This is a genomic window from Paenibacillus sp. J22P218, assembly GCF_056269195.1.
Genome location: NZ_JBWDNL010000004.1, coordinates 178990 through 203260 on the forward strand (window position 1 = coordinate 178990; position 24271 = coordinate 203260).

The 24271-nt window shown below is 51.0% G+C and carries 20 protein-coding genes and 1 riboswitch; of the genes, 1 reads left to right on the forward strand and 19 read right to left on the reverse strand.

Annotation, left to right across the window (positions count from 1 at the left end; all coding sequences use genetic code 11):
* From AC0YN0_RS18925 to ychF, 12 genes are all read right to left on the reverse strand, one after another.
* Positions 1 to 933 (reverse strand): ABC transporter permease, encoded by a 933-nt coding sequence (locus AC0YN0_RS18925; protein WP_337103890.1) that lies wholly within the window; start codon positions 931 to 933, stop codon positions 1 to 3.
* Positions 934 to 1078: 145 nt separating this feature from the next.
* Positions 1079 to 2752: a peptide ABC transporter substrate-binding protein gene (locus AC0YN0_RS18930; RefSeq protein WP_475822644.1), complete on the reverse strand. Its 1674-nt coding sequence runs from the start codon at positions 2750 to 2752 to the stop codon at positions 1079 to 1081.
* A gap of 519 nt (positions 2753 to 3271) precedes the next feature.
* Positions 3272 to 4519, reverse strand: a complete 1248-nt coding sequence (locus AC0YN0_RS18935) for a serine hydroxymethyltransferase (protein WP_442053305.1) — start codon at positions 4517 to 4519, stop codon at positions 3272 to 3274.
* 65 nt (positions 4520 to 4584) lie between these two features.
* Positions 4585 to 5187 carry a TIGR01440 family protein gene (locus tag AC0YN0_RS18940; RefSeq protein WP_475822645.1) on the reverse strand — a complete coding sequence of 201 codons (603 nt, stop codon included), beginning with the start codon at positions 5185 to 5187 and terminating at the stop codon, positions 4585 to 4587.
* Between the two features lie 20 nt (positions 5188 to 5207).
* On the reverse strand, positions 5208 to 5669 hold the full coding sequence (gene rpiB, locus AC0YN0_RS18945) for a ribose 5-phosphate isomerase B (RefSeq protein ID WP_337103886.1): 462 nt from the start codon (positions 5667 to 5669) through the stop codon (positions 5208 to 5210).
* Positions 5670 to 5821: 152 nt separating this feature from the next.
* A riboswitch (ZMP/ZTP riboswitch) is annotated at positions 5822 to 5903 on the reverse strand.
* A gap of 68 nt (positions 5904 to 5971) precedes the next feature.
* Positions 5972 to 6550 (reverse strand): low molecular weight protein arginine phosphatase, encoded by a 579-nt coding sequence (locus tag AC0YN0_RS18950; protein ID WP_475822646.1) that lies wholly within the window; start codon positions 6548 to 6550, stop codon positions 5972 to 5974.
* Positions 6551 to 6784: 234 nt separating this feature from the next.
* The gene (locus AC0YN0_RS18955) at positions 6785 to 7297 is read right to left on the reverse strand and encodes a manganese efflux pump MntP (RefSeq protein ID WP_475823034.1); all 513 of its coding nucleotides are present in this window, start codon (positions 7295 to 7297) and stop codon (positions 6785 to 6787) included.
* Between the two features lie 118 nt (positions 7298 to 7415).
* Entirely contained in the window at positions 7416 to 8504 is a 1089-nt protein-coding gene (locus AC0YN0_RS18960; RefSeq protein ID WP_475822647.1) for an L-threonylcarbamoyladenylate synthase, read from the reverse strand.
* A 56-nt stretch (positions 8505 to 8560) separates the two neighbouring features.
* Positions 8561 to 9286, reverse strand: a complete 726-nt coding sequence (spoIIR, locus tag AC0YN0_RS18965) for a stage II sporulation protein R (RefSeq protein ID WP_475822648.1) — start codon at positions 9284 to 9286, stop codon at positions 8561 to 8563.
* 436 nt (positions 9287 to 9722) lie between these two features.
* A complete protein-coding gene (gene prmC / locus AC0YN0_RS18970) occupies positions 9723 to 10667 on the reverse strand; it encodes a peptide chain release factor N(5)-glutamine methyltransferase (protein WP_475822649.1) in 945 nt (314 codons plus the stop codon).
* A 139-nt stretch (positions 10668 to 10806) separates the two neighbouring features.
* Positions 10807 to 11880 (reverse strand): peptide chain release factor 1, encoded by a 1074-nt coding sequence (gene prfA / locus AC0YN0_RS18975; protein ID WP_442053299.1) that lies wholly within the window; start codon positions 11878 to 11880, stop codon positions 10807 to 10809.
* Positions 11881 to 12138: 258 nt separating this feature from the next.
* Entirely contained in the window at positions 12139 to 13239 is a 1101-nt protein-coding gene (gene ychF, locus AC0YN0_RS18980; RefSeq protein WP_475822650.1) for a redox-regulated ATPase YchF, read from the reverse strand.
* Between the two features lie 158 nt (positions 13240 to 13397).
* Between ychF and AC0YN0_RS18985 the strand changes: the two genes are divergently transcribed.
* A complete protein-coding gene (locus AC0YN0_RS18985) occupies positions 13398 to 13541 on the forward strand; it encodes a hypothetical protein (protein ID WP_442053298.1) in 144 nt (47 codons plus the stop codon).
* A gap of 260 nt (positions 13542 to 13801) precedes the next feature.
* Here AC0YN0_RS18985 and AC0YN0_RS18990 read toward each other — a convergent pair whose 3' ends face one another.
* The 7 genes from AC0YN0_RS18990 to AC0YN0_RS19020 all read right to left on the reverse strand — a co-directional run bounded on the left by AC0YN0_RS18990 (position 13802) and on the right by AC0YN0_RS19020 (position 24143).
* Positions 13802 to 14740 (reverse strand): glycosyl hydrolase, encoded by a 939-nt coding sequence (locus tag AC0YN0_RS18990; RefSeq protein WP_475822651.1) that lies wholly within the window; start codon positions 14738 to 14740, stop codon positions 13802 to 13804.
* A 46-nt stretch (positions 14741 to 14786) separates the two neighbouring features.
* Positions 14787 to 15611, reverse strand: coding sequence for a carbohydrate ABC transporter permease (locus AC0YN0_RS18995; protein ID WP_475823035.1), 825 nt, complete (start codon positions 15609 to 15611; stop codon positions 14787 to 14789).
* A complete protein-coding gene (locus AC0YN0_RS19000; RefSeq protein WP_475822652.1) occupies positions 15611 to 16492 on the reverse strand; it encodes a carbohydrate ABC transporter permease in 882 nt (293 codons plus the stop codon). Before AC0YN0_RS19000 ends, AC0YN0_RS18995 begins: the two co-directional genes overlap by 1 nt.
* Positions 16493 to 16561: 69 nt before the next feature.
* Positions 16562 to 17842, reverse strand: coding sequence for an ABC transporter substrate-binding protein (locus AC0YN0_RS19005; protein ID WP_475822653.1), 1281 nt, complete (start codon positions 17840 to 17842; stop codon positions 16562 to 16564).
* 114 nt (positions 17843 to 17956) lie between these two features.
* Positions 17957 to 19483 carry a response regulator transcription factor gene (locus tag AC0YN0_RS19010; RefSeq protein ID WP_475822654.1) on the reverse strand — a complete coding sequence of 509 codons (1527 nt, stop codon included), beginning with the start codon at positions 19481 to 19483 and terminating at the stop codon, positions 17957 to 17959.
* A 30-nt stretch (positions 19484 to 19513) separates the two neighbouring features.
* Positions 19514 to 21343 carry a cache domain-containing sensor histidine kinase gene (locus AC0YN0_RS19015; RefSeq protein ID WP_475822655.1) on the reverse strand — a complete coding sequence of 610 codons (1830 nt, stop codon included), beginning with the start codon at positions 21341 to 21343 and terminating at the stop codon, positions 19514 to 19516.
* 433 nt (positions 21344 to 21776) lie between these two features.
* Positions 21777 to 24143 carry an S-layer homology domain-containing protein gene (locus tag AC0YN0_RS19020; RefSeq protein WP_475822656.1) on the reverse strand — a complete coding sequence of 789 codons (2367 nt, stop codon included), beginning with the start codon at positions 24141 to 24143 and terminating at the stop codon, positions 21777 to 21779.
* Positions 24144 to 24271 lie beyond the last annotated feature (128 nt).

Consider the following 24271-nt stretch of genomic DNA (forward strand, 5'->3'; position numbering starts at 1 on the left):
TTAGCCCCCCTTCCCTTTGCTTAACTTAATTCTCGGATCAACGAAGCCGTATGCAACGTCAGTTAAGAACCGCGCAGCCATCAGAATAATGCCGTAGAACAACGTAAGGCCCATAATAAGCGTATAGTCGCGGTTCGTGATACTTTGAACGAAAAACTTGCCAATGCCGCCGATGCCGAATATTTGTTCAACAACGACAGAGCCTGTAATAATATTCGCCGTCATCGGACCGATGTAGGTCACGACAGGCAGGATCGCATTGCGAAGGGCGTGACGAACGAGAATGATACGTCCGCTAAGCCCTTTGGAGCGAGCCGTCTTAATATAGTCAGCGGATAGAACCTCAAGCATTGTCGAGCGAGTCAGGCGCGCAATGAATGCAGCGGGTAAGAACGACAGTGCAAGCACCGGCATAATGTAGTCGCTCCAGTCATTCAGACCGGATACGTCAAGCCAGCGGAGCTTCAGGCCAAAAACGTATTGCAACGCCGACGCCGCAAGGAAGTTCGGAATCGAAACCCCAAGCACGGCAACGACAATCGTAAGGCTATCCAATAATTTTCGATGGTTTAGCGCGGCAATAATGCCTAGAATCAAACCTGCGGCAACAGAAACAATAATTGCCAGCACGCCGATTTGCGCGGAATACTTAAAGCTATCGTTAATAATGCGTGTAACGGACATATACTGCTGCTTCATCGACATACCTAAGTCTCCATGAAGCAAGTTGTTCAAATACATCAGGTATTGCTTCCATACCGGTTGATCTAAACCGTACATGGCAAACAAATGTTCTTTGATCTTCTCGGGAATCGCTTTCTCACGCAGGAACGGATCGCCTGGAATGAGCTTCATCAAAAAGAAGGTTGCCGACGCGAGAACGAACAGCGACACAATCATCGACAGAAACTTTTTGGATACGTATTTTAACAATGCAACGGACACCTCCCTTTGAATCAAACAAGACGGCCTGCGTCTCGCATTAACGAAATAAGTGAAGCTTTGACTCTCTCCTATTTCAAAAGAAAGGGATATATGCTGCTCGCATATATCCCCGACTTCAAGCGTTGGACTCACACTATTTTGCTACGTAGTAGCCGCGAGTGTACTCAATGTCGCCTTTGTAGTCCAGGTATATATTTTCGAATCCTGGTTTCAGCAGGTATACGCTGCTGTAGTAGTAGAGCGGCAAGATAGGCAATTGCTCCATCAAGATTTGTTCTGCTTCTTTCATTGCATCAATGCGTTCTTGTTGGTCGCTGCTTGCATATGCTTTTTTGATCAGAGCGTCGTATTCAGGAGAAGCAAAACCAGTGTTGTTTTGTCCGCCTTTCGTTACGAACATGTCCATGTACGTCATTGGATCGTTGTAGTCCGCTCCCCATCCAGCGCGTTGGATATCATAGTTCATAGCCGTACGGTTCTCAAGGAATACAGCCCATTCTTCAGCTGCAGTTGTAATCGTTGTAATGCCGAGCTCTTTCTTCCACATATCAACAATCGCATCAGCAATTGCTTTGTGCGTGTCGTTCGTGTTGTAAGTCAGCTTCACTTCCGGGAAAGAAGTAAGGCCAAGCTCCGACAAACCTTCAGCAAGCAATTTCTTAGCTTCTTCGATATCTTCCTTGAAGAAATCGTCCTTCACTTCGTCGCGGTAGTTGCCGTTCACGCCGACGATGCCCGGAGGTACGAAGCCGAATGCAGGAAGCTCGCCCGCTTGTGTAATGTTTTCAACAATCAGTTGACGATCGATCGCCATCGCCAGTGCCTTACGTACCTTCACGTTGCTGAATGGCGCTTTCTCTGTGTTGAACATGTAGTAGTACGAGCTAGCCGTACCGATTTGGTTGAACTCGTCTTTTTTCGATTCAGCAAGAACGGGGATTTGCTCAGCTGGAATCTCGCCAGTCGGTTTGCCTGTGTAATCAAGCTGATCCGTTTCGTAGTTTGCAAGCTCAGTTGCGGAGTCGGCAATCATCGTAAAGTCAACGCTAGTGAACTTTACTTCGTCCTTCGCATAATAGTTCTCGTTCGGAACGAGCTTCATGGAAGTATTGTGCTGCCATTCGCTAATTTTGAAAGGACCGTTGCCGATGATCGTTGCAGCGTCTGCTGCCCAAGCAGCGTTGTCCTTAGCGGATTGGTGAACAGGGTTGTACGTGTAGAACGAAGTCAAACCAAGGAAGTAAGGAGTTGAAGAGTTAAGCTTAACTTCCAATGTTTGAGCGTCCAGCGCTTTAACGCCTACAGCGTCGGCATTCGTCGTCTTGCCTTCGTTGTAATCTTGAGCGCCTACGATGTAATAGAATTGGTACGCATATGTCGATCCTACAGCAGGATCAAGCGCGCGTTTCCAAGAGAATTCGAAGTCATTAGCGGTTACTGCATCGCCATTGCTCCATTTTGCATCAGAGCGAATTTTGAATGTATAAGTCTTGCCGTCTTCAGACACTTCCCACGACTCAGCCATACCTTCGACTGTGTTGCCGGATTCGTCCTTGCGTGTCAGACCTTCGTAAATACCTGTTGCTACAGTACCGGACACGTTGTCTTCCATCAGTGCCGGGTCAAGACTTGGCGGTTCGGAATGGAGGTTCATGCGGAAAGCTCTTGCTTCCTGAGTGCCCTCGGATTCACCGTTGCCGGAGTTGTTCGGGTTTGCAGGGTTGTTGTTTTTGTTGCCGCAGCCAGCCACGATGAGCGTAAGCACCAACAAAAGCGTTACATACGAAAATACTGATCTCTTTTTCACTTCATTTCCTCCCCTGATTTTGTCTCAGAAGTAATTTATTGTAACATTAAAAACGCAAAAATTAATGATTAATAATTATACAAAGTGCATAAAAATTCATTTTGCATAATTATGAATCTGAATGAATAATAAATTCATTAATTTTCACGAAAATAATATACTATTACTCTGATTTTAACGTAGAAAATATATACTAACGAATATTACATTGTCAACAACCTAAAAATTGGCACGTCAGCTTTTTGTCAGAAACGATTTTGCTGGAAATTCGACAAATCCCTTGTCGCATATAGGATGCTACAAATTTCAAAAAATACACTTGCGGTAAATTTTACTTTAAAAAATTTTTTATCGGTGCTTACAAATCGTTTGTAAATAGCTTTTGGATACTTGAATAAACATGCATGCTTTCGGTCATACCATGCATGAAAAAAAGCCCGTGACATCGACTTCGCGTCGATACACGGGCTTTTGATCGTTTTTTATACAAACGATTGTATATAGATACTGTATAGCGTATTAGTAAGTCATTCCAGGGTAAAGCGGGAATTTAGCTGTCAGGTCACGAACCATGCCGCGCGCTTTCTCAAGAACAGCTTGATCCTCCGTATTTTTCAATACAAGGGCAATCACTTCTGCAATAACTTTCATTGCGTCTTCATTCATTCCGCGAGCTGTAGCCGCTGGCGTACCTACACGGATACCGCTAGTTACGAACGGGCTCGTTGGATCGAAAGGAATAGCATTTTTGTTAACCGTGATGCCAACTTCATCCAATACATGCTCAGCCACTTTACCTGTAACGCCAAGATTACGCGTGTCGATCAACATCAAGTGGTTATCCGTTCCTCCGGATACGATGTTGATTCCGCGGGACAACAATTCTTCGGAAAGAACTTTAGCGTTCTTCACGACGTTTTGTGCATATTGCTTAAAGGAAGGCTGAAGCGCTTCGCCGAAAGCGACTGCTTTTGCCGCGATAATATGCATAAGCGGTCCGCCTTGGGAACCTGGGAATACCGCTTTATCGATAGCAGCAGCCCACTCTTTGCGACAAAGAATCATACCGCCGCGTGGTCCGCGAAGCGTCTTGTGCGTCGTTGTCGTTACGAAGTGCGCATGCGGCACCGGGCTCGGGTGAAGACCTGCAGCTACAAGGCCTGCGATGTGTGCCATATCAACCATGAACAATGCGCCTACGTCGCTTGCGATTTTGCCCAATTTTTCGAAATCGATAATACGAGGGTATGCGCTCGCGCCCGCTACGATCAAACGTGGACGGTGCTTGAAAGCAAGCTTGCGAACTTCTTCATAATCAATCGTGAAGGAGTCTTCTTGTACGCCGTAAGCTACGAAGTTGTAGAGCAAGCCGGATGCGTTAACCGGGCTGCCGTGCGTCAAGTGGCCGCCATGCGCCAGGTTCATGCCAAGAACCGTATCGCCAGGCTTAAGAGCAGCAAGGTATACAGCCATATTCGCTTGTGCGCCGGAGTGCGGCTGAACGTTCGCGTGCTCGGCACCGAACAATTCTTTCGCACGGTTGCGGGCAAGATCCTCGACGATATCGACATGCTCACAGCCGCCGTAGTAACGCTTGCTTGGGTAACCTTCCGCGTATTTGTTCGTCAATACCGAACCCATTGCCTCAAGAACAGCTTCGCTTACGATGTTCTCGGAAGCGATTAGTTCGATGTTGTCGCGTTGGCGAGTCAGCTCAAGGCCCATTGCTTTTAATACTTCCGGATCTTGCTTACGTAGATTTTCCATGTCATTAGTTCCTCCTTAGGTTTAAAAAAAGATTATATAGGTTTGAATCTTGTATCCTTATTGAATTAGTCGCATGTGCCGCTTGTCTGTTCCGGCTTCGGCACAGCTTCATCAAGCTCATACACAGCGCGAGTGCCGCCGATCAGCTTCGGTCTCGTGAACGCCATCGTAACATGGGCGCTGCCGATGCTCTTAATCGAAGGTCGAACCGGTACGGCAACGCGCTTCAAGTGCATCCCAATCAGCGTATCGCCGATATCGATGCCCGCATGTGCCGCCACGGTCTCTACGAGACACGCTCCCGGGAGCGTCCGATAAGCGAATGCGGCCATTGAACCGCCCGCCTTCGGAATCGGAACTGCCGATACAAGCTCCAGACCGAGCCGCTCAGCAACCGGCTGTTCGATGACAAGCGCGCGATTCAGATGCTCGCAGCATTGATAAACGGGATGAAATCCGATTTCCTTGCGAACAGCCTCGACACCGGCGAATATTCGCTCGGCAGCAACCAGCGTGCCTGCCGTCCCGATGCGCTGTCCAAGCACCTCGCTTGTACTAACACCTATAACGAGCAGCTGTCCAGCCGACAATCCGCCAGCCGAAGCAAGCTCCCTTATGATCGTTTCTACATTCGAAGCAATCGATTCCAGCGGATCGCGATCATTCATATATGCTTCCGTCATATCGATTACACGGATTTCGACGCAAATTGTTGTTCGATTTGAGCTAATTTATTCAATCGGCCCTGGTGGCGTTCGCCTTGCGAGAACGGCGTTTCCAACCAGATGCGAATGATTTCCTGAGCAACGCCCGGTCCGATGATTCTCTCTCCCATGGCAAGCACGTTCGTATCGTTATGCTCGCGAGTCGCCTTAGCTGAGAACAGATCATGTACAAGCGCACAGCGAATGCCCTTCACTTTATTAGCGGCAATCGACATCCCAATGCCCGTCCCGCAGATCAGAATGCCGCGATCGGCTTCTCCGTTCGCAACGAGATCACATACAGGAAGCGCGTAGTCCGGATAATCAACCGATTGACTGCAGTCGCAGCCTACATCGACAATTTCATGACCCAACGATTCAATGAAGGGCACGACAACATCCTTTAGCACATAGCCGGCATGATCGGCTCCAATTGCAATTTTCATAGGTTTTTTTGACCTCCCTCGAACTCAATTACAGTCTTATTATACCTGCATTTGTCAAGCGTAAACGGCTGATCAGGACTATAGGCTGATACACTGTTAACGACAATTCTTATGAAGACAAAAAAAGAGCATGACATGCTTGATAGCATGTTGCTCTTTGCCCAGGCGACCGGCCGTATGATCCGATGCTCCACCGTGGTTAGCCCACTTCCGTCGCCAGTTACATCGGAAACCTAATTTGTCTTTTCATCATAGCCGATAAACGACAAAAAATCAATTGCAAACACCTAAGGCGAATCGAATTATCGCTTGGAAATCTTATCAAGCAGACGGACAAGCGCCGTCTCGATTTCCTGCGCGCAGCTAGCATATAAAGCAAAGGAGCCGCCGAACGGATCGGCGATGTCGAAGTCGGGAATGCGCCGTTCCAGCTCAAGCAGACGCGTTCGTTCCAAGGACGTGAGCTGCTGGCCAAGAGCCTGCTTCATATGCATGTCCGTATAAAGTCCTTCAAGCTCCTCGATATCGGCAAGGACACGCTCGTCTATGTTCGTGTACTCCTTAAGCGTGTAAGTCTTGTCAACCGCTTCCGGAAACCATTGAAGCAGTCCTCTCTTATGTCCGGAGGTCATCGTCAATATAAGATCTGCCCATTCAACCGCTTCCGAAGTCATCGCTCTGGAAGATCCTTTATGATCGATCTCGCGTTCGCGAAGCGTCTCCAGCGCATGTTTGGAAACGGGAAGTCCGTCAACCGTCGATACGCCTGCGGAACGAACGGCAACCGTAATCCCTCTCATTTGCGCCATTCGTTTCAGCATCGCTTCCGCCATCGGGGAGCGACATGTATTGCCTGTACATACGAATAAAATACGTTTCATGCCTGCTGCCTCCTTATCATGTCGCGTCAAGGTGAAACGACTATCGCCGATTTTGGCGGCAAAAGCTAATTTTAAAAGATTTTATAAAAACTAATATTCCATTCGTTTCATACAAAACGCAAAGTGCAGCCGCATTGTGCAATTCGCACAAACTTACAGCACATTCACTTAACTAAATAGTACCGAAAAAGACCGTTTACGTCCAGCCTCGTTAGCATGGAGAGGCATGTCCTGTCAGAAGATGAACAAAATACCGAAGACGAATAAAATAGCACCGCCGAGCGCTTCTCCATACTCGCCTAGATCTGCGCTTACTTTCCGTCCAAGCATCAGCCCCATTATCGACATTAAGCCGCCGAAAAGGCCGAACAGCAATACCGTCAGCCATATATCCGCCGCAAACATGCCAAGCGTAATGCCCACGGAAAACGAATCGATGCTCACGCTAAGCGCGAATACGAGCAAGCCCCAAGTGGTGCGGTGATCGAATGACGTTACGGCATCGCCCCGCAATGAGCTGTATATCATATGTCCGCCAAGCAGCAGTAACAGAATACCTGCCGCGGTCGTAGCCACACTGCCAAGGAGCCCGCTTACGAACTGCCCCATCACGATGCCGCCAAGCGGCATGATGATATGAAACAAGGCAATGACCGAGCTAAGCTTCAAAATATCTTTGATCCGTATGCCTCTCAAACCGATACCGAGCCCTAACGAAAAAGCATCAAATCCTAACGCTACAGCCATGATAAGCAGCGTCACAAATTGTCCTGCATGCAAATCAGCCTCGACCACAGCCTATCTCCTCCATGTCCGTCACATTCTATACCAAACATATGCGAACAAGTGGACAAACAGACTACAATCATTGCAATCGAATAATTCGATTTCCTGCGGCTTTCGCCATACGGTTCATAAGCGCTTCACCGATTCCGTGCTCAGGGGCGCATTCGGCCCAGATGCGCTGTACCTTCGCAGCATCGAATTCACGCAGCGCGGCGTACAAGCGATGAGCAGCTTCTTCAAGCAACTTCTCGCTTCCGCAAGACAGCACAAGATCGCCTTCATAGAAGGCGATTCGTTCTTCAAAAGCCAATACACCGGCAGTCTCCCCGCGTTTCTTGGCCTTATCGACCTCGGCGCGGATGTAGGCAGCCACCTGAACGGGCTCGCCTTGCACGAGTGTTAGCTCACCCTGCGGGGCGTAATGCGTATATTTCATGCCAGGCGACCTTGGCGCGGCTTCCGACTCTGCAGCGTCGGCGCCTTCGATGACCGCATGGGGGAATGCGGCTCTCAGCGCTTCCTGCGTAATGCCGCCGGGGCGCAAAATACGAATCGTTCTATCGTCAGCGAGCTCTATGACGGTCGATTCGAGACCGACACCCGTCGCTCCGCCATCGACGATGCCGTCGATCCTGCCTTCAAGGTCCTCCAGCACATGCGCCGCAAGCGTCGGGCTTGGTCGGCCTGATCGGTTCGCGCTTGGCGCGGCGACCGGGCAAGCGGCTCGCTCGATGAGAGCAAGCGCCGCTGGGTGGTCCGGCATGCGAATGCCCACAGTGGCAAGACCGGCCGTAACAAGCGGCGACAGCTTGCCTTCGCGAACAGGCAGCACGATCGTAAGCGGTCCTGGCCAGAAGCGCTTCATTAGCTGTGCGGCAAGCGGCGGATATGGCTGTACTAACTCATCCGCTTGGCCAATGCTAGCGATATGCACGATCAGCGGATTATCGGACGGCCGTCCCTTGGCGGTAAATATCCCTTGAACCGCAGCTGTATTTCGAGCATCGGCTCCTAAGCCATAGACCGTTTCGGTCGGGAAGGCGACTAAGCCTCCACCCTGCAGCACGGCGGCTGCTTCTTTAAGACTCAAGGCAGATGCAGGCTCTTCGGCCTGGACTTGCCATATCGTTGTTTTGTTCATCGTATCGTTCAATCCTTGCTTATCCATGAATGTGTTGCCTATAAAAGCATTATAGCACAGCCACTTGCAAGCAAGACGTTTCGTTAGACGAAGAGAGCTTTGATCCAGTTAAACAGTTTTTCAAGCATCTCCCACAGGAAAAACTTCGCTTCAGGCGCGGACGGTTGCTCGGATTGATCATCTGGCTGCGCTTGCTTGTCGACCGATGGTTCTACCTGCGCTGCAGCCACCGTTGACGCTCCAGCAACCGCTTCTCCGGATGCTCCATCTACGAAACATAACGGAGGGAAAAGCACGCACCACCAGTTTTGACCGTTGCCTGCGCCAAGTGTAATGCGAACCGCCTCGTAATCGCCGGCAGGATACATTTCGCTGCCGTACATTTTCGTAGGGAAAGGAACAACGCCAAGCTCGGCATCCGAGCCGTATGTGAAGCCGCGGCTTGCAAGCACTTCAGCCGTAATCGCCTTGATCTCCGGCATATGAGCCAGAATCGTTTGGCGGGCTTCCTCAATCGTTTGCGGACCGCTTACCCAAGTGCCCATCGCTTTGACGATCTCGTCGCGCACAACGCGCTTCACCGCTTGGTCGGCAGGACTATCCGAATTTGCTAAAATGCGAAGGCGAATCGCTTCCTGCGGAATTTCTCCGCTTGCGATCGCTGTATCCATGCGGCCGGTTTCCCAGCTCATAATCAACATAATAAGTACAAATACAACTAAACCGTAGCTATTGCGGTAACGAAATTTGGATTTGGAGGAATAAGGCTTAACATTGGAATAAGAATGATTGGAATAATGGCTGGACATACACAAGCTCCCCTCGCGCACCCGTCGGTGCGACTGCTTGCGTTCCGGAACGTCTATGAGATCAGTATGTCCGGCAATCCTAGCAAGTAAACCTATCAATCTATGAATTTATTCTGCGGGAGGAAAGAAGAGAGGGGTAGATTGCTTTTGAATGGATTTATTCCAATCAAATCGCCTTTATCGGATCGAAATCGACTTTTGAGTGGAAAACATACAGCCAAAACCGCCTAAACGAACTAAATTCATCTTCTCATGCGTGTTAGCTTGGATAGAATCCATTCAAACTGGGAGAATTGGTTGGTTGGCTTCTTTTGGTTGGATGAAATCCATTCAAAGCCGGACAATTGAATAGCGAGAGGGTGTCGCGTTAAGTTGAGGTAGGGCGAGAGTTTAGGCGCGGAGAGAATCCGCGCCTGCAGGCGTTGTTCGCAGCCGCCTAGTTACGCGGCTGCGATTGTACAGCGATGACATGGCGCTCGATGCCGCCATAATCGGTAATGATGCGTATGTCGTCCCATGCGGACATACGCTCAAGCATGTCTGTGACGAGGCGAGGCTGGCCGATGCCGAGCTCGAAGGCCACGATGCGCGGCAGCACGGCAAGCTGCGGCAGCTGTTCGATCATGCGGCGATACGGGTCAAGCCCGTCTACGCCGCCGACCAGCGCGAGGTGCGGCTCATAGTCGCGCACCTCGCGCTGCAGCCCTTCCATGTCCGCCGCCGGTATGTAAGGCGGATTGGACACGAGCACGTCGATGCGCAGCCCGGCGTGCTCAGCATTGTCGCGCCCCGGCACGAAGGGCGCGAGAAGGTCGCCCTGCACGAAAGCAATGCGGCCGTCCGCCTCATGGCGGGCCGCGTTCGTGCGGGCGACTGCAAGCGCGTCCGGCGATAGATCGGACGCGCATAAGCGCCATCCGTGACGCTGCGAAGCTAGCGTCACGGCGATGGCGCCGCTGCCCGTGCCGACGTCGACGACCGTCGGCCCGTCAACTCCCGGCGGCCATAGCCTATCGGCCGCCTCAAGTACGGCCTCGACGAGCAGCTCCGTCTCCGGCCGCGGAATAAGCACGGCCGGCGTGACCGCGAACGGCCGGCCGTAGAACCACTGCTCGCCGATCATATACTGAATCGGCTCTCCCAGCGCTTTCCGGCGGACCAGCTCCGTCCATGCCTCCGCCTTATCCGCCGGGAACGGCTCGCCATAGTCGCGCAGCAGCTGCGAGCGCTCCATGCCGAGCACATGCAGCAGCAGCAGCTCCGCATTGCCGCGCGCCTCTTCAACCCCGTGCGCCGAAAGCTCGTTCGTCGCGCGCAGCATCGCATCGCGCAGCGTCAACCTCAGCGCCGCCCCATTTCCACCAACAACATCGCCCATCATCCCAGCACCCTCCATACTCTTCACGCCTAATCATAATTTCAGCCATATCCACCAATCCAAGCAAAAAACGCCGGACCTCCGCCGCGCTCGCTCTTCTGGAGAGCAATCGCAGCGGGAATCCAGCGCATTGATTGTTATCTTAACCCATCGATTCGCGTTCCATCAGGTCCGCTTGCTCGGCAATCGTCAGCGACGAAATAATATCAGCCATATCGCCGTTCATGACGGAGTCCAAACGGTGCAGCGTCAAGTTGATACGGTGATCGGTTACGCGGCTTTGCGGATAGTTGTACGTACGGATCCGCTCGCTGCGGTCGCCTGTACCCACCTTGCTCTTACGCTCGCCCGCATATTTCGCCTCTTCTTCTTGGCGGCGAATATCGGAGATACGAGCGCGAAGCACTTGCAGCGCCTTCGCTTTGTTCTCGTTCTGCGATTTGCCGTCTTGGCATGTCGCCATAATGCCCGTAGGTACGTGCAATACGCGAACGGCCGACTTCGTCGTATTAACGGACTGTCCGCCTGCGCCGCTGGAGCAGAACGTATCGACCCGTATGTCTTTATCGAGAATTTCGATCTCGACTTCTTCAACTTCCGGCATAACCGCAACCGTCGAAGTCGACGTATGAATGCGGCCGCCCGATTCCGTTGCAGGAATACGTTGTACGCGGTGAGCGCCGCTCTCGTACTTCAGCTTGCTGTACGCGCCTTTGCCCTGCACCATGAAAATAACCTCTTTAAATCCGCCCACATCATTCTCGCTAAACTCCATAAGCTCTACGCGCCAGCCTTGCGCATCGGCATACTTCGTGTACATCCGGTACAGGTCGTAAGCGAATAATGCAGCTTCGTCGCCGCCAGCCGCGCCGCGAATTTCCACGATAACGTTTTTGTCGTCGTTCGGGTCCTTCGGAAGCAATAGAATGCGGACTTTCTCGTCCAGCGATTCCTTCCTCGCGCTAAGTTCGTCGATCTCCATCTTCACCATTTCGCGCATTTCATCATCGAGCTTCTCGCCTTGCATGACTTTGGCGTCATCGAGCTGCTCAGACACTTGCTTATATTCCGTAAAGGCATCGTATGCCTCTTGTAAGTCCGACTGCTCCTTCGAAAGCTCTCTAAGCCGCTTCGGATCGCTGGATACATCCGGATCGCATAACAGCTCGCTTAGCTTCTCATACCGGTCGGCGAGCGCTTGTAAACGGTCTATCACAATCATTCACCTCTGTTTATTCCATTAGGATATTCCTTATTATATCATACCTGATGCCGCGTATCGACAGGTGCTTTTTTGACGCATAGGAAAGTATATGATTTTGCTCATCATTTCCCAGCGGCGTAACCCCGCTGTTCATTACGTATGCATATTCTGCCCCGCATGCTACACCAAACGTCGCCGCTCTTTGCAAAAAAGGGCGTCTAGACAAGTTCACGCGAGCGCGCGCCATGCCAAGACACCCTTCTATTCATCCTACACGTTAAAACGGAAGTGCATAACGTCGCCGTCGCGCACGACGTAATCTTTACCCTCAAGGCGAACTTGGCCTCTCTCGCGGGCAACGCCCATCGAGCCGGCCGCAGCCAGGTCCGTAAACGATACAACCTCGGCACGGATGAAGCCGCGCTCGAAGTCGGTATGAATAACGCCTGCCGCTTGCGGCGCTTTCGTTCCGTTGCGGATCGTCCAAGCGCGAACCTCTTGCACGCCTGCCGTGAAGTACGTGTACAAGCCAAGCAGCTTATAAGCCGCTTTAATAAGACGGTTCAAGCCGGATTCGGCCATTCCGAGCTCTTCAAGGAACATGTCCTTGTCTTCGCCCTCAAGCTCGGCGATCTCGGACTCCACCTTTGCGCTAATTGGAACAACCTCGGCATTTTCTTGTGCAGCGAAATCGCGAACCTTCTGTACGTATTCGTTGCCGTCCGTATCGCCCGCTTCGGATTCGCTTACGTTCGCCGCATACAGCACCGGCTTCATCGTCAGCAAATGAAGGTCGCGAATGACGAGCTTCTCTTCTTCGCTCAGATCAAGGCTGCGCGCAGGCAGATCGTTATACAACGCTTCCTTCACGCGCTCAAGCACTTCAACCTCTAACGCAATCTTTTTGTCGCCGCCCTTTAAGTTTTTGCGGGAGCGATCGATTTTTTTCTCAACCGAATCCAGATCGGCAAGCACAAGCTCAAGGTTAATCGTCTGAATATCGCTGATCGGATCTACTTTGCCCGCGACATGCGTAATGTTGTCGTCTTGGAAGCAGCGTACGACGTGAACGATCGCGTCAACCTCGCGGATATGCGCAAGGAACTTGTTGCCAAGTCCTTCACCCTTGCTTGCGCCCGCAACGAGGCCGGCAATATCAACGAATTCGAATGCCGTTGGCACGATGCTCTTAGGAGTAACGAGCTCAACGAGTTTATCCAGACGCTCGTCCGGCACCTCAACGACACCTACGTTCGGATCGATTGTACAGAATGGATAGTTCGCGGATTCTGCGCCCGCCTGCGTAATTGCATTAAACAAGGTCGATTTGCCGACGTTCGGCAAGCCGACGATTCCTGCTTTCAAAGCCATGTATATGACACCCCTATTTTCCCGAAAGTAAACAACTTCCGTCATTATACCCCAGCAACCTCCACTTTGAAAGTCCGAAAGGCTGGAATGGCGCTTATGTTCGCAGGAAATAATACCGTGGAGCGAGTTATCGCAGCCTTATACAGGGAGATGACAGCATGGAAAATCAAACGCACAAAGGCAATTACAAAGGCACGACGCATATGAAAGCGAAGAACCAGGACATGGCCTTCGTCAACGACAACGTCGAGGATGCCAAGTCCGTCTCCAACTTCTCCACGAAAAAGAAAAAAACGGATTAATAAGCTCGCACAAAAATTGTCGTTGATTGGATTTCATACAGGCTAATGAACAAAATCGCATCATTGATGCAGTTTGAGTGGATTTTCTACAGGCAAATGAGCCTACAAGAGCGAAAATGAGTAAAATAGGTCGATTAGGTTGGATGTTTTCCAATCAAAGATTCTTTCTTGATCGGTCTGGCCGATTTGGATGTATGATTTCCAGTCTAATGTGACAACAATCGAACAAAGGGGGCTGTCCCAAAGACAGCCCCCTTTCTTTAATCATTTTCAGGCAGCAAATTCATCTCGAACGGCTCGTCGCGATTGCATATCAGTTTGCCGTCGACAACGTCAAGCTTAGCCGCTTGCACAGAGGAGCGCCTGCTCTCATATTGCCGCTCTTGACCTTCATTATTAAGCGCTCCGTTTCTGCCCGGATGCGTAAAGTAGAAAATATAGGCGTTGTCGCCCTGCACGACGACATCCGCATGGAAGCCAATGCCTCCATCATCCTCGCGCGCTCCCGGCTGGTCAAGAATGAGGCCGTTACGCTCCCACGTATCCAGATCATCCGACCGGAATACGCCTTGACCTCTCCATTCATCGACGATCATCCAATAAGAGCCTTTGAACCAGAACACATTCGGCCCTTCGTGACCGCGTCCCGTAATGACCGGACCGACAACCTTCCACTCGTACAGATCTTCGCTGTCCGCCGCGTAAGTAAACGACTCGTTGTCTTCGTCTTTGTACCACATACGGAAGCCGCCGCCAGGCAGCTCATGAATGCATGAATCGATGACGCGGGACGAGCTTAACGCAAGCTTGGAACAGAACGTCCAGTCGAGCAAATTCAGGCTCGTGTAGTGCATCACGTCGCGCCGATGATCCGGCCAGTCTACGGGCACGCCTTGAATATAGCTAACGTACATATGATACAGGCCGTCATGCCAGTAGATCTCCGGAGCCCAGAACGTGTTCCGTCCCCATTCGATATCAAGCCCTTGCAGCGTGCCCCGGTACAGCCAGCTGTTGCCGCCGTCGCTCGAGGAAGCCACTCCTAGATCAGTACCGTGGACCCAAGCGAACTTGGTGCCTTCCGCCGTTGCCCGGCGATTCGTATAGATCATCCACCACTCCTGAGCTTCGCGGTTCCAAATGACGACCGGATCGGCCGCCCCGTCATAGATCGGATCTCGAAATAAAGGTGCGTTCATGCAGCTATCGTCTCCTTCGTTATTTAATCCACCTTAGTGCTGCCGATTAACCTTTGACAGCGCCGCCGACAATTCCTTTTACGATCTGCTTCTGCATCAGGATGAAGAAGATGAAAATCGGAATGAGCACGATAACCGTCAACGTCATGAATAACGGCCAATCGACGGCGAATTCACCTTTGGCTTTGTATACTTGCAGGACAAGCGTCGCGTTATCGGACGAGTTAAGGAACAGCATCGGCGCGAGAAAATCATTCCACACCCACATCGTCTGATAAATGATGGCTGTAACCGTAATCGGCTTCAGCAGCGGGAAAATAATGCGCCAGAAGATCCCCCAAACGGTACATCCGTCGATTGTCGCCGCCTCGGACAGCTCCTTCGGGACCGTCTTCATATAGCCCATCATCAAGAAGAAGACGAATACCGAGCCGCCCATATAAATGAACATGATGCCGTACAGCTTATCGACAAGATTGAATTGCGTCATCAGCTCGAATAGCGGAATAAGCGTCGTTTGGAACGGAATGAGGATACCCGCCAGCAAATAACCCATAATAATACGGTTCGTCTTACCCGGGTTGAAGACGATCGGATACGCCGCCATCGCGCCGATCAGAACCATAAGAAGCACGGATATGACCGTAATGATCAAGCTGTTGCCGAAGCTTTGCAGCAGCGGCACTTCTGTGAAGACGCGCTCGTAATTGTCGAAGTTCAGCTTCGTCGGCAGACTGAGCGGATTTCTTGCCGTCTCGACCGGCGTCTTAAGCGTGTTCACGATAATAAGATAGAAAGGGAAAAACGTAATGACCCCTACCGGCAGCATCACGATATCGAGCAGCCAGCTTTTGCGGGTTTTGTCCGTCATCATAACATCTTCTCCTCTCTGCGCTGCATGACCGTCACTTGGAAGTAGGTGAGCGCCAGCACGATCAGGAAGAAGACGATGGACATGGCGGACGCGAGTCCGAATTGTACTTCGGAGATGCCGCGAAGCACGATAACCTGCGTAATCGTATGCGTCTCGAAGCCAGGACCGCCTTTCGTCAGCGCGAACGGGATTTCGAATACTTTGAGGCCGCCCGTGAGGAGCAGCATGACGCTGATCGTCATGGCCGGAGCAAGCAGCGGCAATGTTATGCTGCGGATTTGCTGCCAGCGGTTAGCCCCGTCAATCGAAGCCGCTTCGTAATAATCCTTCGAGATGCCTTGCAGGAAGGCAAGATACAATACCGCATGCCAGCCAGCCCCCGCCCATACCGCAACAAGGATGGTCGACATCTTGGCTAACATCGGATCGGACAGCCAAGGCTGCGGCCCTGCCCCGAACAAGGTATGAAGCACGTTATTCAACACGCCCGAAGCGATCGGCGACAAGATGAACCCCCACACGTATGCAAGGATTAGACCGCTCGGAATGGACGGGAAGAAGAAAATCGCCCGGTGAATATTTTTTGTATAGAAATTCCGGTCCAGCACGAGCGCAAGCACAATCGCCAGCAGCGTGGTCAGAATCGTTGTCGATATCGCGAATAAAAGCGTGTAAGAAATACCCGATATAATGGCGGCATCCTTGAAAATTTTGATATAATTCGTCAAACCTACGAAATCGTATTCCTTCGAATAACCGTTAAAGTTCGTCAAGCTGAAAAAAAACGATTTGATAAGCGGATAGATCGTAAACACCGTATAGAAAAACAAAATCGGAATAAGAAAAACTTGATACTGGAAAGATCTTAGCAGCTTCATCTCGCAGGCTCCCTCCCTCATGATACGGCTGAGGGGATTGCTCCCCTCTGTTGCCGCTCATTGTCTCTGTTATTTGCTTTCCATCTCTTTCAGCTTCTGGTCCATAGCCCCCGTAACTGTCTCGATCGAGCCTTTGCCGACGAGCAGGTCCTGTACGGATACGACCATCTGATTGCGAAGCGCTTCTTGGTGTCTCGGCCAAGAAACCATTGGGAGATAGAATTTGCCTGCGAGCAAACCTTCTTTATACGCTTTCTCTAGAGCGGGATGTACTTTGCTTTCATAGCCCGGAAGGGTAATAATTTGACCCGTGCCTTTTTCGAATTTTTCCAAGCCTTCAGGCGTAGACATGTATTCAACGAATTTAATAGCCGCGTCTTGGTTTTTCGAAGCGCTGTTCACCGCGAAACCTACGTTCGGAGCGCCTGCATAGTAGTCTTGGCCTGCTTCAGCGCCAGGAATCGCCATCATGCTGAATTGCAGTTCCGGATTCGCTTTCTCGATTGCCGGAATGTTCCATGGTCCGCCTTGAATCATCGCTACGTTGCCGATTGCGAATTCATTAACCATTTGATCTCCAGTCAGGCCGATCATGTCGGAAGTAATGATTTTGTTGTCGATCAGACCTTCCTTCCACATTTGCAGCGGCTTCGTCCAACCTTCGGCAAACGTCGCTTCACCTGCGAACAGTTTAGCGTCATAGTCCGGATTGCCGGACAACGTTTGGCTAGCTACCAAAGCGCCTTGAATGGTGGAAATATCGCCTGCGTTATCATACAGCGGTACGATTCCAGCTTCTTTCAGCTTCAGGCACAGGTCGATAAACTCTTGCCATGTTTTCGGCTCTTCCGTCGCGCCAACCTTCGCGAACAGCTCTTTGTTGTAGTAGATGCCTCCTACCCAACCGGCTTGGGAGAATGCATACGTTTTGCCGTCGCGCGTGAACATGCCTTTGCTTGCGTCCGTCATCTTGGCTATGAACGGCTGATCCGTCAAATCAAGCGCATAACCGCCGTCAATCAGCTCATTGCGGTTCTCTGCCGCCATGATGAATACGTCTGTGGCTGAATTGGACAGCAGCATCGTTTGCAGCTTAGCGATATAGTCCTTAACCGGCGGAGCCGTTTGGAAGTCGATCGTGATGTTCGGGTATTTCGCCGTGAAACCGTCAATGACCGGCTTCATTTCGGTTTCGTTGTTCCACGAGAGCAGGCTTAGCTTTACCTTTTTGTCTGTGCCGGCGCCTTCGCCCCCCGCTTCGCCCTCTTTGTTGCCGTTACTGCCGCAAGCGGATAGGACAAGCGTCACCGCCATCATGGCGATCAAAAGCAATAAACTTGATTTTCTCATGCTGTATTCCCCCTGTTAACGAGTTTTTGTAAGCACTTTCACCATTATGATAACGCTTTAATAGGGGCTCTTGAATTTACATCGTTGCACGGTTTTTTGTACTTTGTTGCACGCTTACATATTGGGCGGTTGATGCTTGCCCCCGCGGTAATCTTTTGGCGAGACCCCAAAGTGCTTTTTGAACGTTTTGCTAAAATGACTTTCGTCGACAAAGCCGGTCATCTCCGCAATGACGCTGTTTTTCAAATTCGTACCCGTCAGAAGCTCCGCGGCCTTATCCATCCGGATCTGCGTCACGTACTGCCAGTAGTTGATCCCGAATTGCTGTTTGAACATGCGGCTTAGCTGATATTTATCCAAGCCATACCTATCGGCGATGTGCTGCAGCGATAAATCTTCCTCGTAATGCAGCTCGATATGCGACTTGATTCTTGTGATCGTTTCTTCCGTACGCTCGGCGGCGTGGTCCGTTCTGACAACCAAGCTATCGATGATGACGTAGAAGTATGACTCCAGCTCGGAAGCGGTATGAAGCTTCCTCAGCCTCTCCAGCGTTACCGGTTCAATATCCGTCGCGAAACGCTTCGAACGGATTATCGCCTGTTCGGCCATCGTCAAATAATGTTTGCATAAGCGGTATACTTGATCCGGCTCCAGCCTTAGCTCTTTAAAAACGTTGAACAAAGCAGCAACAATGTCCTTCATCGCCTCCTGCGAGAAGGCGAGCGAGAACTTTTCCTCGAACGACTTATCGAACTGCTCATAATGCTGCATGGTCCACGGCTCTGACTTGCCAGCCTCACTGCCGACTTGAACCGTGACTGATGAATAAAAGCCGCTTGCCGCAGCAACGCTGCTTTGAGCCAGGAGTGCGTTTAGCTCCTCCGGTGTATCGCCAATCGCGCTAAACCCTATGTTGACGCGACATTGCGGATAATCCGATTGCCAAGACAATACAGCGGTCTCCCCTAAATTCACGAGCTCGTCCATCCGGGCATCGCTGGACAACCCTAGTACGGCTGCGAACTTAAGCGAATGAACTTGTGCAAGAACCTTTAGCTCCGCCACAGGCTCCATCCGATTCAACAAAGTTACTAACCCGACCCTATGCAACTGCTCACCCGTAATCTGAACAATCATATATCGTTTAATCCCGAGCAATGGGAAGGCTGACCTAGCCGCCGCAACAACACTCTCCTCGTCACCGCTTTGCTCCTGTTCTTGCCTGAAATAACTCGTTATCGCACTGCCAATCTCCGTCTGTTGTTCCGCCTTCAGCTCCTCGATCAGTTCCTTAAGCGCTGAATCAAGCTGTACCGTATCGACCGGCTTAAGCAAATATTGTGCAACGCTTAGCCGAAGCGCCTCCCGAGCATATTCGAACTCATCGTAAGCGCTCAATATGATCGTTTTTGGCTTATGGGGCAGCTGCTGCAGCTGCTTCAATGCCTCAATACCGTTCAAGTGCGGCATTTGAATGTCGATAATGAGCAGCTCCGGCTGCCATTGCTGGGCAAGCTCTGCAGCTTCCCGTCCGTCGTACGCATGCTTAATCTCCGTAATGCCGAGCGACTGCCAATTCATCATTTTATCCAAAAAAGTATGCAGCGACTGCTGATCGTCCGCTATAAGCAGCTTCATCCTTCTCTCTCCCTTCATCCTTAATGTGAATTAATCCATAATGGGCAGCAGGATGGAAACTCTCATTCCCACTCCCTGCTTGCTATAGATGCGGATGCCATACGGCTCTCCGTATTTGAGCTTAATTCGTTGATTCACATTGTATAAGCCGATATTGTCGCTTTTCTGCGTCGTGCTGTTAATATGCCGGGTCAACTCCGCCGCACGATCCTTGGGCATGCCTTGTCCATTGTCGGATATAACGATCAGCACGCCCTTGCGACCGCCGACCGCTTTAATATGAATGGCACCCTCCCGGATATGGTCGCCGAAGCCGTGACGAATCGAATTCTCAACGATCGGCTGAAGCGTCAGCTTCGGTATTTTGCGGCGCAGCACGTCCCGGTCTGGAATCGAGAACGATACGCGTATACCGTTATTGTATTTTTTGTTCAGAATATACAAGTAGTCCGACACATTGTTGATCTCGCGCTCCAGCTCCACTTCCTCCTCCGAACGTTTCATGGAGTACCGGAACAGGTTGCTGAGCGACAGCACGATATGATTGGATTCCTCGGTATTGCCGCATACGATCTCCGTCTGCAGCTGCTGCAGCGTATTAAACAGAAAATGCGGATTGATCTGCGCCTGAAGCGTCTTCAGTTCTTCTTCCTTCAAATTGATTTGCGTCAAATAGTTTTGCTTAATGAGCAAATCAATCCGGCCCATCAGCCCTTTAAATTTGTCTCCGATCTGATTAAGTTCTCTGTAACGATAATCGCGCGGCTTCACATACAAAGAATCATCCTCGCCCATTCTGTCGAGCGTCGCCATCAATCTCCTCACCGGCAGCGAGATGCGCAGCGTAATGAGCAGGCTGATAAGCGTGTTCGCAATCAAGCATAAGTAGAGGATGCGACCCAAATTCGTCTTGAGCGGCTGCGACTGGCTCGTAATATCGGACATCGGTACGGTCGAGATCATTTTCCAGCCGCTGACGGCGGTAGGCTGATAAATGACGAGCGTCTCAACTCCGTCGATATTTTCTTGAAAATGACCCGAAGGATGCTCGTACAGCTTCTCTTCCGAAGGAAAGTCGAGTACTTGTCCAATCTTGGCGCTGTCCTTATGGACGATAATATGGCGGTTCTCATCAATCAGGAAGATGCTGCCCTTGTTCTGATAAGCGCTTTGCTCGAACATGCCGTTGATTTTTCCCAAATCCAAATTCCCAATAACCGCCCCGAGAATTTGCCCCTGATAGCCTTTAACTTGCAACACCACCGACAGCACCGGCTGATTGTAACGCGTAATATCCGTGGATAGATAATAGTCCTGCATATGAACGCCGATGCTGAAAAAGCTGCCTTGCGGATTACGCTCGAACGTCTGCTTCACCCACGGTTGCGACTGGAAAGGGTAATCCCATTGTAACGTTTTGCGTCCGTCCAAATTGTTGACGTACCCCGTCTCGCCTATCATAAGGACGTCGCTGATCAGTGTCTGATAGGTGCTTACACCCTGCGCAATCTCCGAAATGTTGCGCTCATGCTGAAGCCTGCTCTCGATGCCGATCTTCTGATGCTCCTTCATCATCGTAATAACGGAGTGATTGCCGGCCAGCATGACGAGCGAGCGCTTCGACTCCTCCAGATTGAAGCTCAGACCTAGCGCCGCTTGCTCCATCACCTTGTTGCTGGAGCTGACGATTTCGTCCGTGATCATCTTCGTGGAGTCCTTGATGGAGAGGTAGCCGAGCAGAAGCAGAAGCAGCACATTAACGAGTAAATAAGATACGAGTATCGTCCGCATAATCGTCCGGTCCAGAAACGTGTGCCGCAAATATACGAATACTTTCTTCATGTTGTCCCTCGTTTTCACTGGGCTCCCCCCTGCCTTTGTCATTTCTAGAGGGTATTATAGCACGACACCGTTTAATTGTACGTACAAGCTGTAAGCTGTAAGTCATGCAAAAGAGACCTTTTCCTGCGCAGCCTTCACGCATTCCAAACCATCCACAACCATTAACGCCGTAGTCTTCGTTGCACTTTCTGCAACAGGTGGGAGCTAGAAGCCCCCTTTGCCGAACTCGGATTGCACATTATGCAATAGAAACAGGTTTGCATGGGTGAAACAGAAGCAAGATATCATATTCTATTGCAGTTTCTGCAACGAGGGGCTAATAAAAGCCCATTTTGAGGCTATCTGTTGCAAAAAGTGCAGCGAAGCGAGGTTATTACTCCACGCACGCATGAAAAAAAGGATGGAGCAGAAATACAGCCTGCTCCATCCCTTTATTCAATGACTGAAACAATTACATCCTCAGCGGCGCTTCGGCCAAATCCGCACGCGTCTGCAAGTAGCGGAAGAACGCTACCGACGCTTCGGCGCGGGTGACCAGCTTCCCAGGCAAAAACTTGCCGTCCGACAAGCTCATGATTTTCAGTCCTACCACAATCGCGGCCTGACCTTTGTTCTCGATCTGATCCGAGTCCTTGAAGCTCGCTTTAAAGATATGATCGTACTCCGCAAGAGCATTGTAGCCGAGCGCTCTTACAATCAGCTCCGACATCTCATCGCGGCTGACCTTGCCGTCCGGATTGAAGGAGCCGTCGCCGATGTCGATCAAGTTCTGCGCCAGCGCGCTTTCGACGTAGACGAAGTAACTGGAATCCGCCGCAACGTCGTCGAATGAAGCTTTCTCCAGCGCTGCCGAAGCTGTTCCCATGTCGTACATTGGAGAGTTTCCGCTATTGCGCGCAAGCACGAGCATCTTAATCAGCTCGCCCCGCGTAACCTGTTCGCTCGGCCGCACCTTGCCATCCTTTACATCAAGCGCTTTGTAAGCAACCATCAGCTCAAGCTGACGCTGTGCCCAATGGCCCTCGATGTCGGTTGCCTTCGGCTTCTCGAGTTGCGTCGCCTCGCCGGTCTCGCGATTTCGCCAGCTTCCCGTTTCCGCATCGAGGAAGATGCTCTCGTCGAGCGGACGCGGTACGAGACGGTAGACAAGCTCCGCTTCGTTTTTCGTCGTAAGCTGCGACTCGCTCGCTTCGCCTGCCGCGATCAGCACTACCATTTTTTGATAAGGAATAGGCTGACCTTCCCACCAATATTGCTGAACTAGCTGGTAAGCCAATTCCGTGCGGTAATAGCCTAGCCACTTCGAGATGGCCGCATCCTTCGTGATGACCCCTGGCGGTGAAGCCGGATAATCGAAGTCTGCGATATTTCCATTGTAATCCGTCACTTCTCCCGTACGGGAATCAATCGATACGCCAACATTGTCATATTCCACGGTTGCCCCATGAACCTTGCGAACGAACTCGATTCGATACGATCCGATCTCGCCGGCGGTCTTGCCTTCATATGTTTCTGGTTTAGGGGAGACGATATAAAGCTCATGCGTCAGCCATGGCAGCTGCTTCTTAACCGTTGCCGACGCCAGCTCCATTGCCTGCTGCAGCGATACAGGCGCTTTGTCTGTCTCCGCCTTCTCGGGAGACGCCGAATAATTGTAATTATAGAAGTTGCGAATGGCACCTGACTGGCCGTCGACTGTGGCCGATAGGAAACCTTGCTCCTTGCCGTCCTTCGTAATCGTCCAGTTCAAATCCCAGTATGCATTCGTTTTGCCCGAGTATTCGTCCTTATTTTCACTGTAATTGGAATGCGACAGCACGACATCTGCCGGAAGCTTGAATGCTGCTTTCACAAGCTCCACCGCACGCTGCTCCGTAATATTGCTGTTCGACGGCTTCGTCCCATCCGGCTTCGCAGTCAACGGCGTCGTAGATACCGTGCCTTGACGATAATACGAAATGTTCGTACGGTCCTTCGTGTCTCCGCTCACGGCATCAATCGCCAAGGAGTCCAGCTTGTAGCTAAGAACAGGCTTGCGCTCTCCCTTCGCGCTGTACGGAATGATATACACCAGCTCGGGCTTAGCCGCCGCGCGCAGCTTAGCGTCCGCTTGCTCTGCTGTAAGCGTCGTGCTTACCTTCGGAAATACAATCGTTTCATCCCAGCGCAGCGAATAGCTCATCATATGTCCTTCGCTGTCAATCTCCGCTTCAATGTAGTTATCCGCATACGGAATGCCGTTCACGATCCGGTCGAACCGCAGCATATGTCGAACCTGACCAGTAAGCGGAGGCAGCAGTGATACACCGTATTCCGTATTCAGCTTAACTTGCGATTCGTAATTAGGCGCTAATGTATGTATAAACTCAAGTGCAAGCTTCTGCGCCGCATCCCTCTCCACTTTGAGAGGATAGGTTGGTTTAGCCGACGGGTTATCGACATACGTTCGAAACTCCAACAGCTGGCCGTTATCCGCATGAATGCGTACATAGATGCTGCCTTGCTGCTTGCCGTTTACTTTCTTCACAAAATCGAGACTCCATGTATTGCGTTTCCCGACCGCTAGCTGTTCTGACGAGAAGCCAGTCCCTTGGAGCGTATACTCCTTCGGAATGTTTACATACTGTCTGGCGAGTGCTTCCGCCTTGACCTTCGTAATCTGAGCATTCGTGCCGCTTTGGACGGCCGTTTCGCTGCCCGCTGCCGCGCTAGCGCCTCCACTGTCGGCACTATCGGCAAATGCTTGTCCTGGCAGTGTACCCATAATCATTGCAGCCGTTAATATCGTTGCGAGCTTCGTACGATTATTGCGCCTCACTACTTCGTCCTCCTTTATTTTTCCAATACTTACATCTTATAAAACGGAAGTAGCCGGTTGGAAGTTGCACCCATTTAAAAAACAAAAAAAACTGTCTTCTTTCCACAAAGGGAAGGAAGACAGCTTTC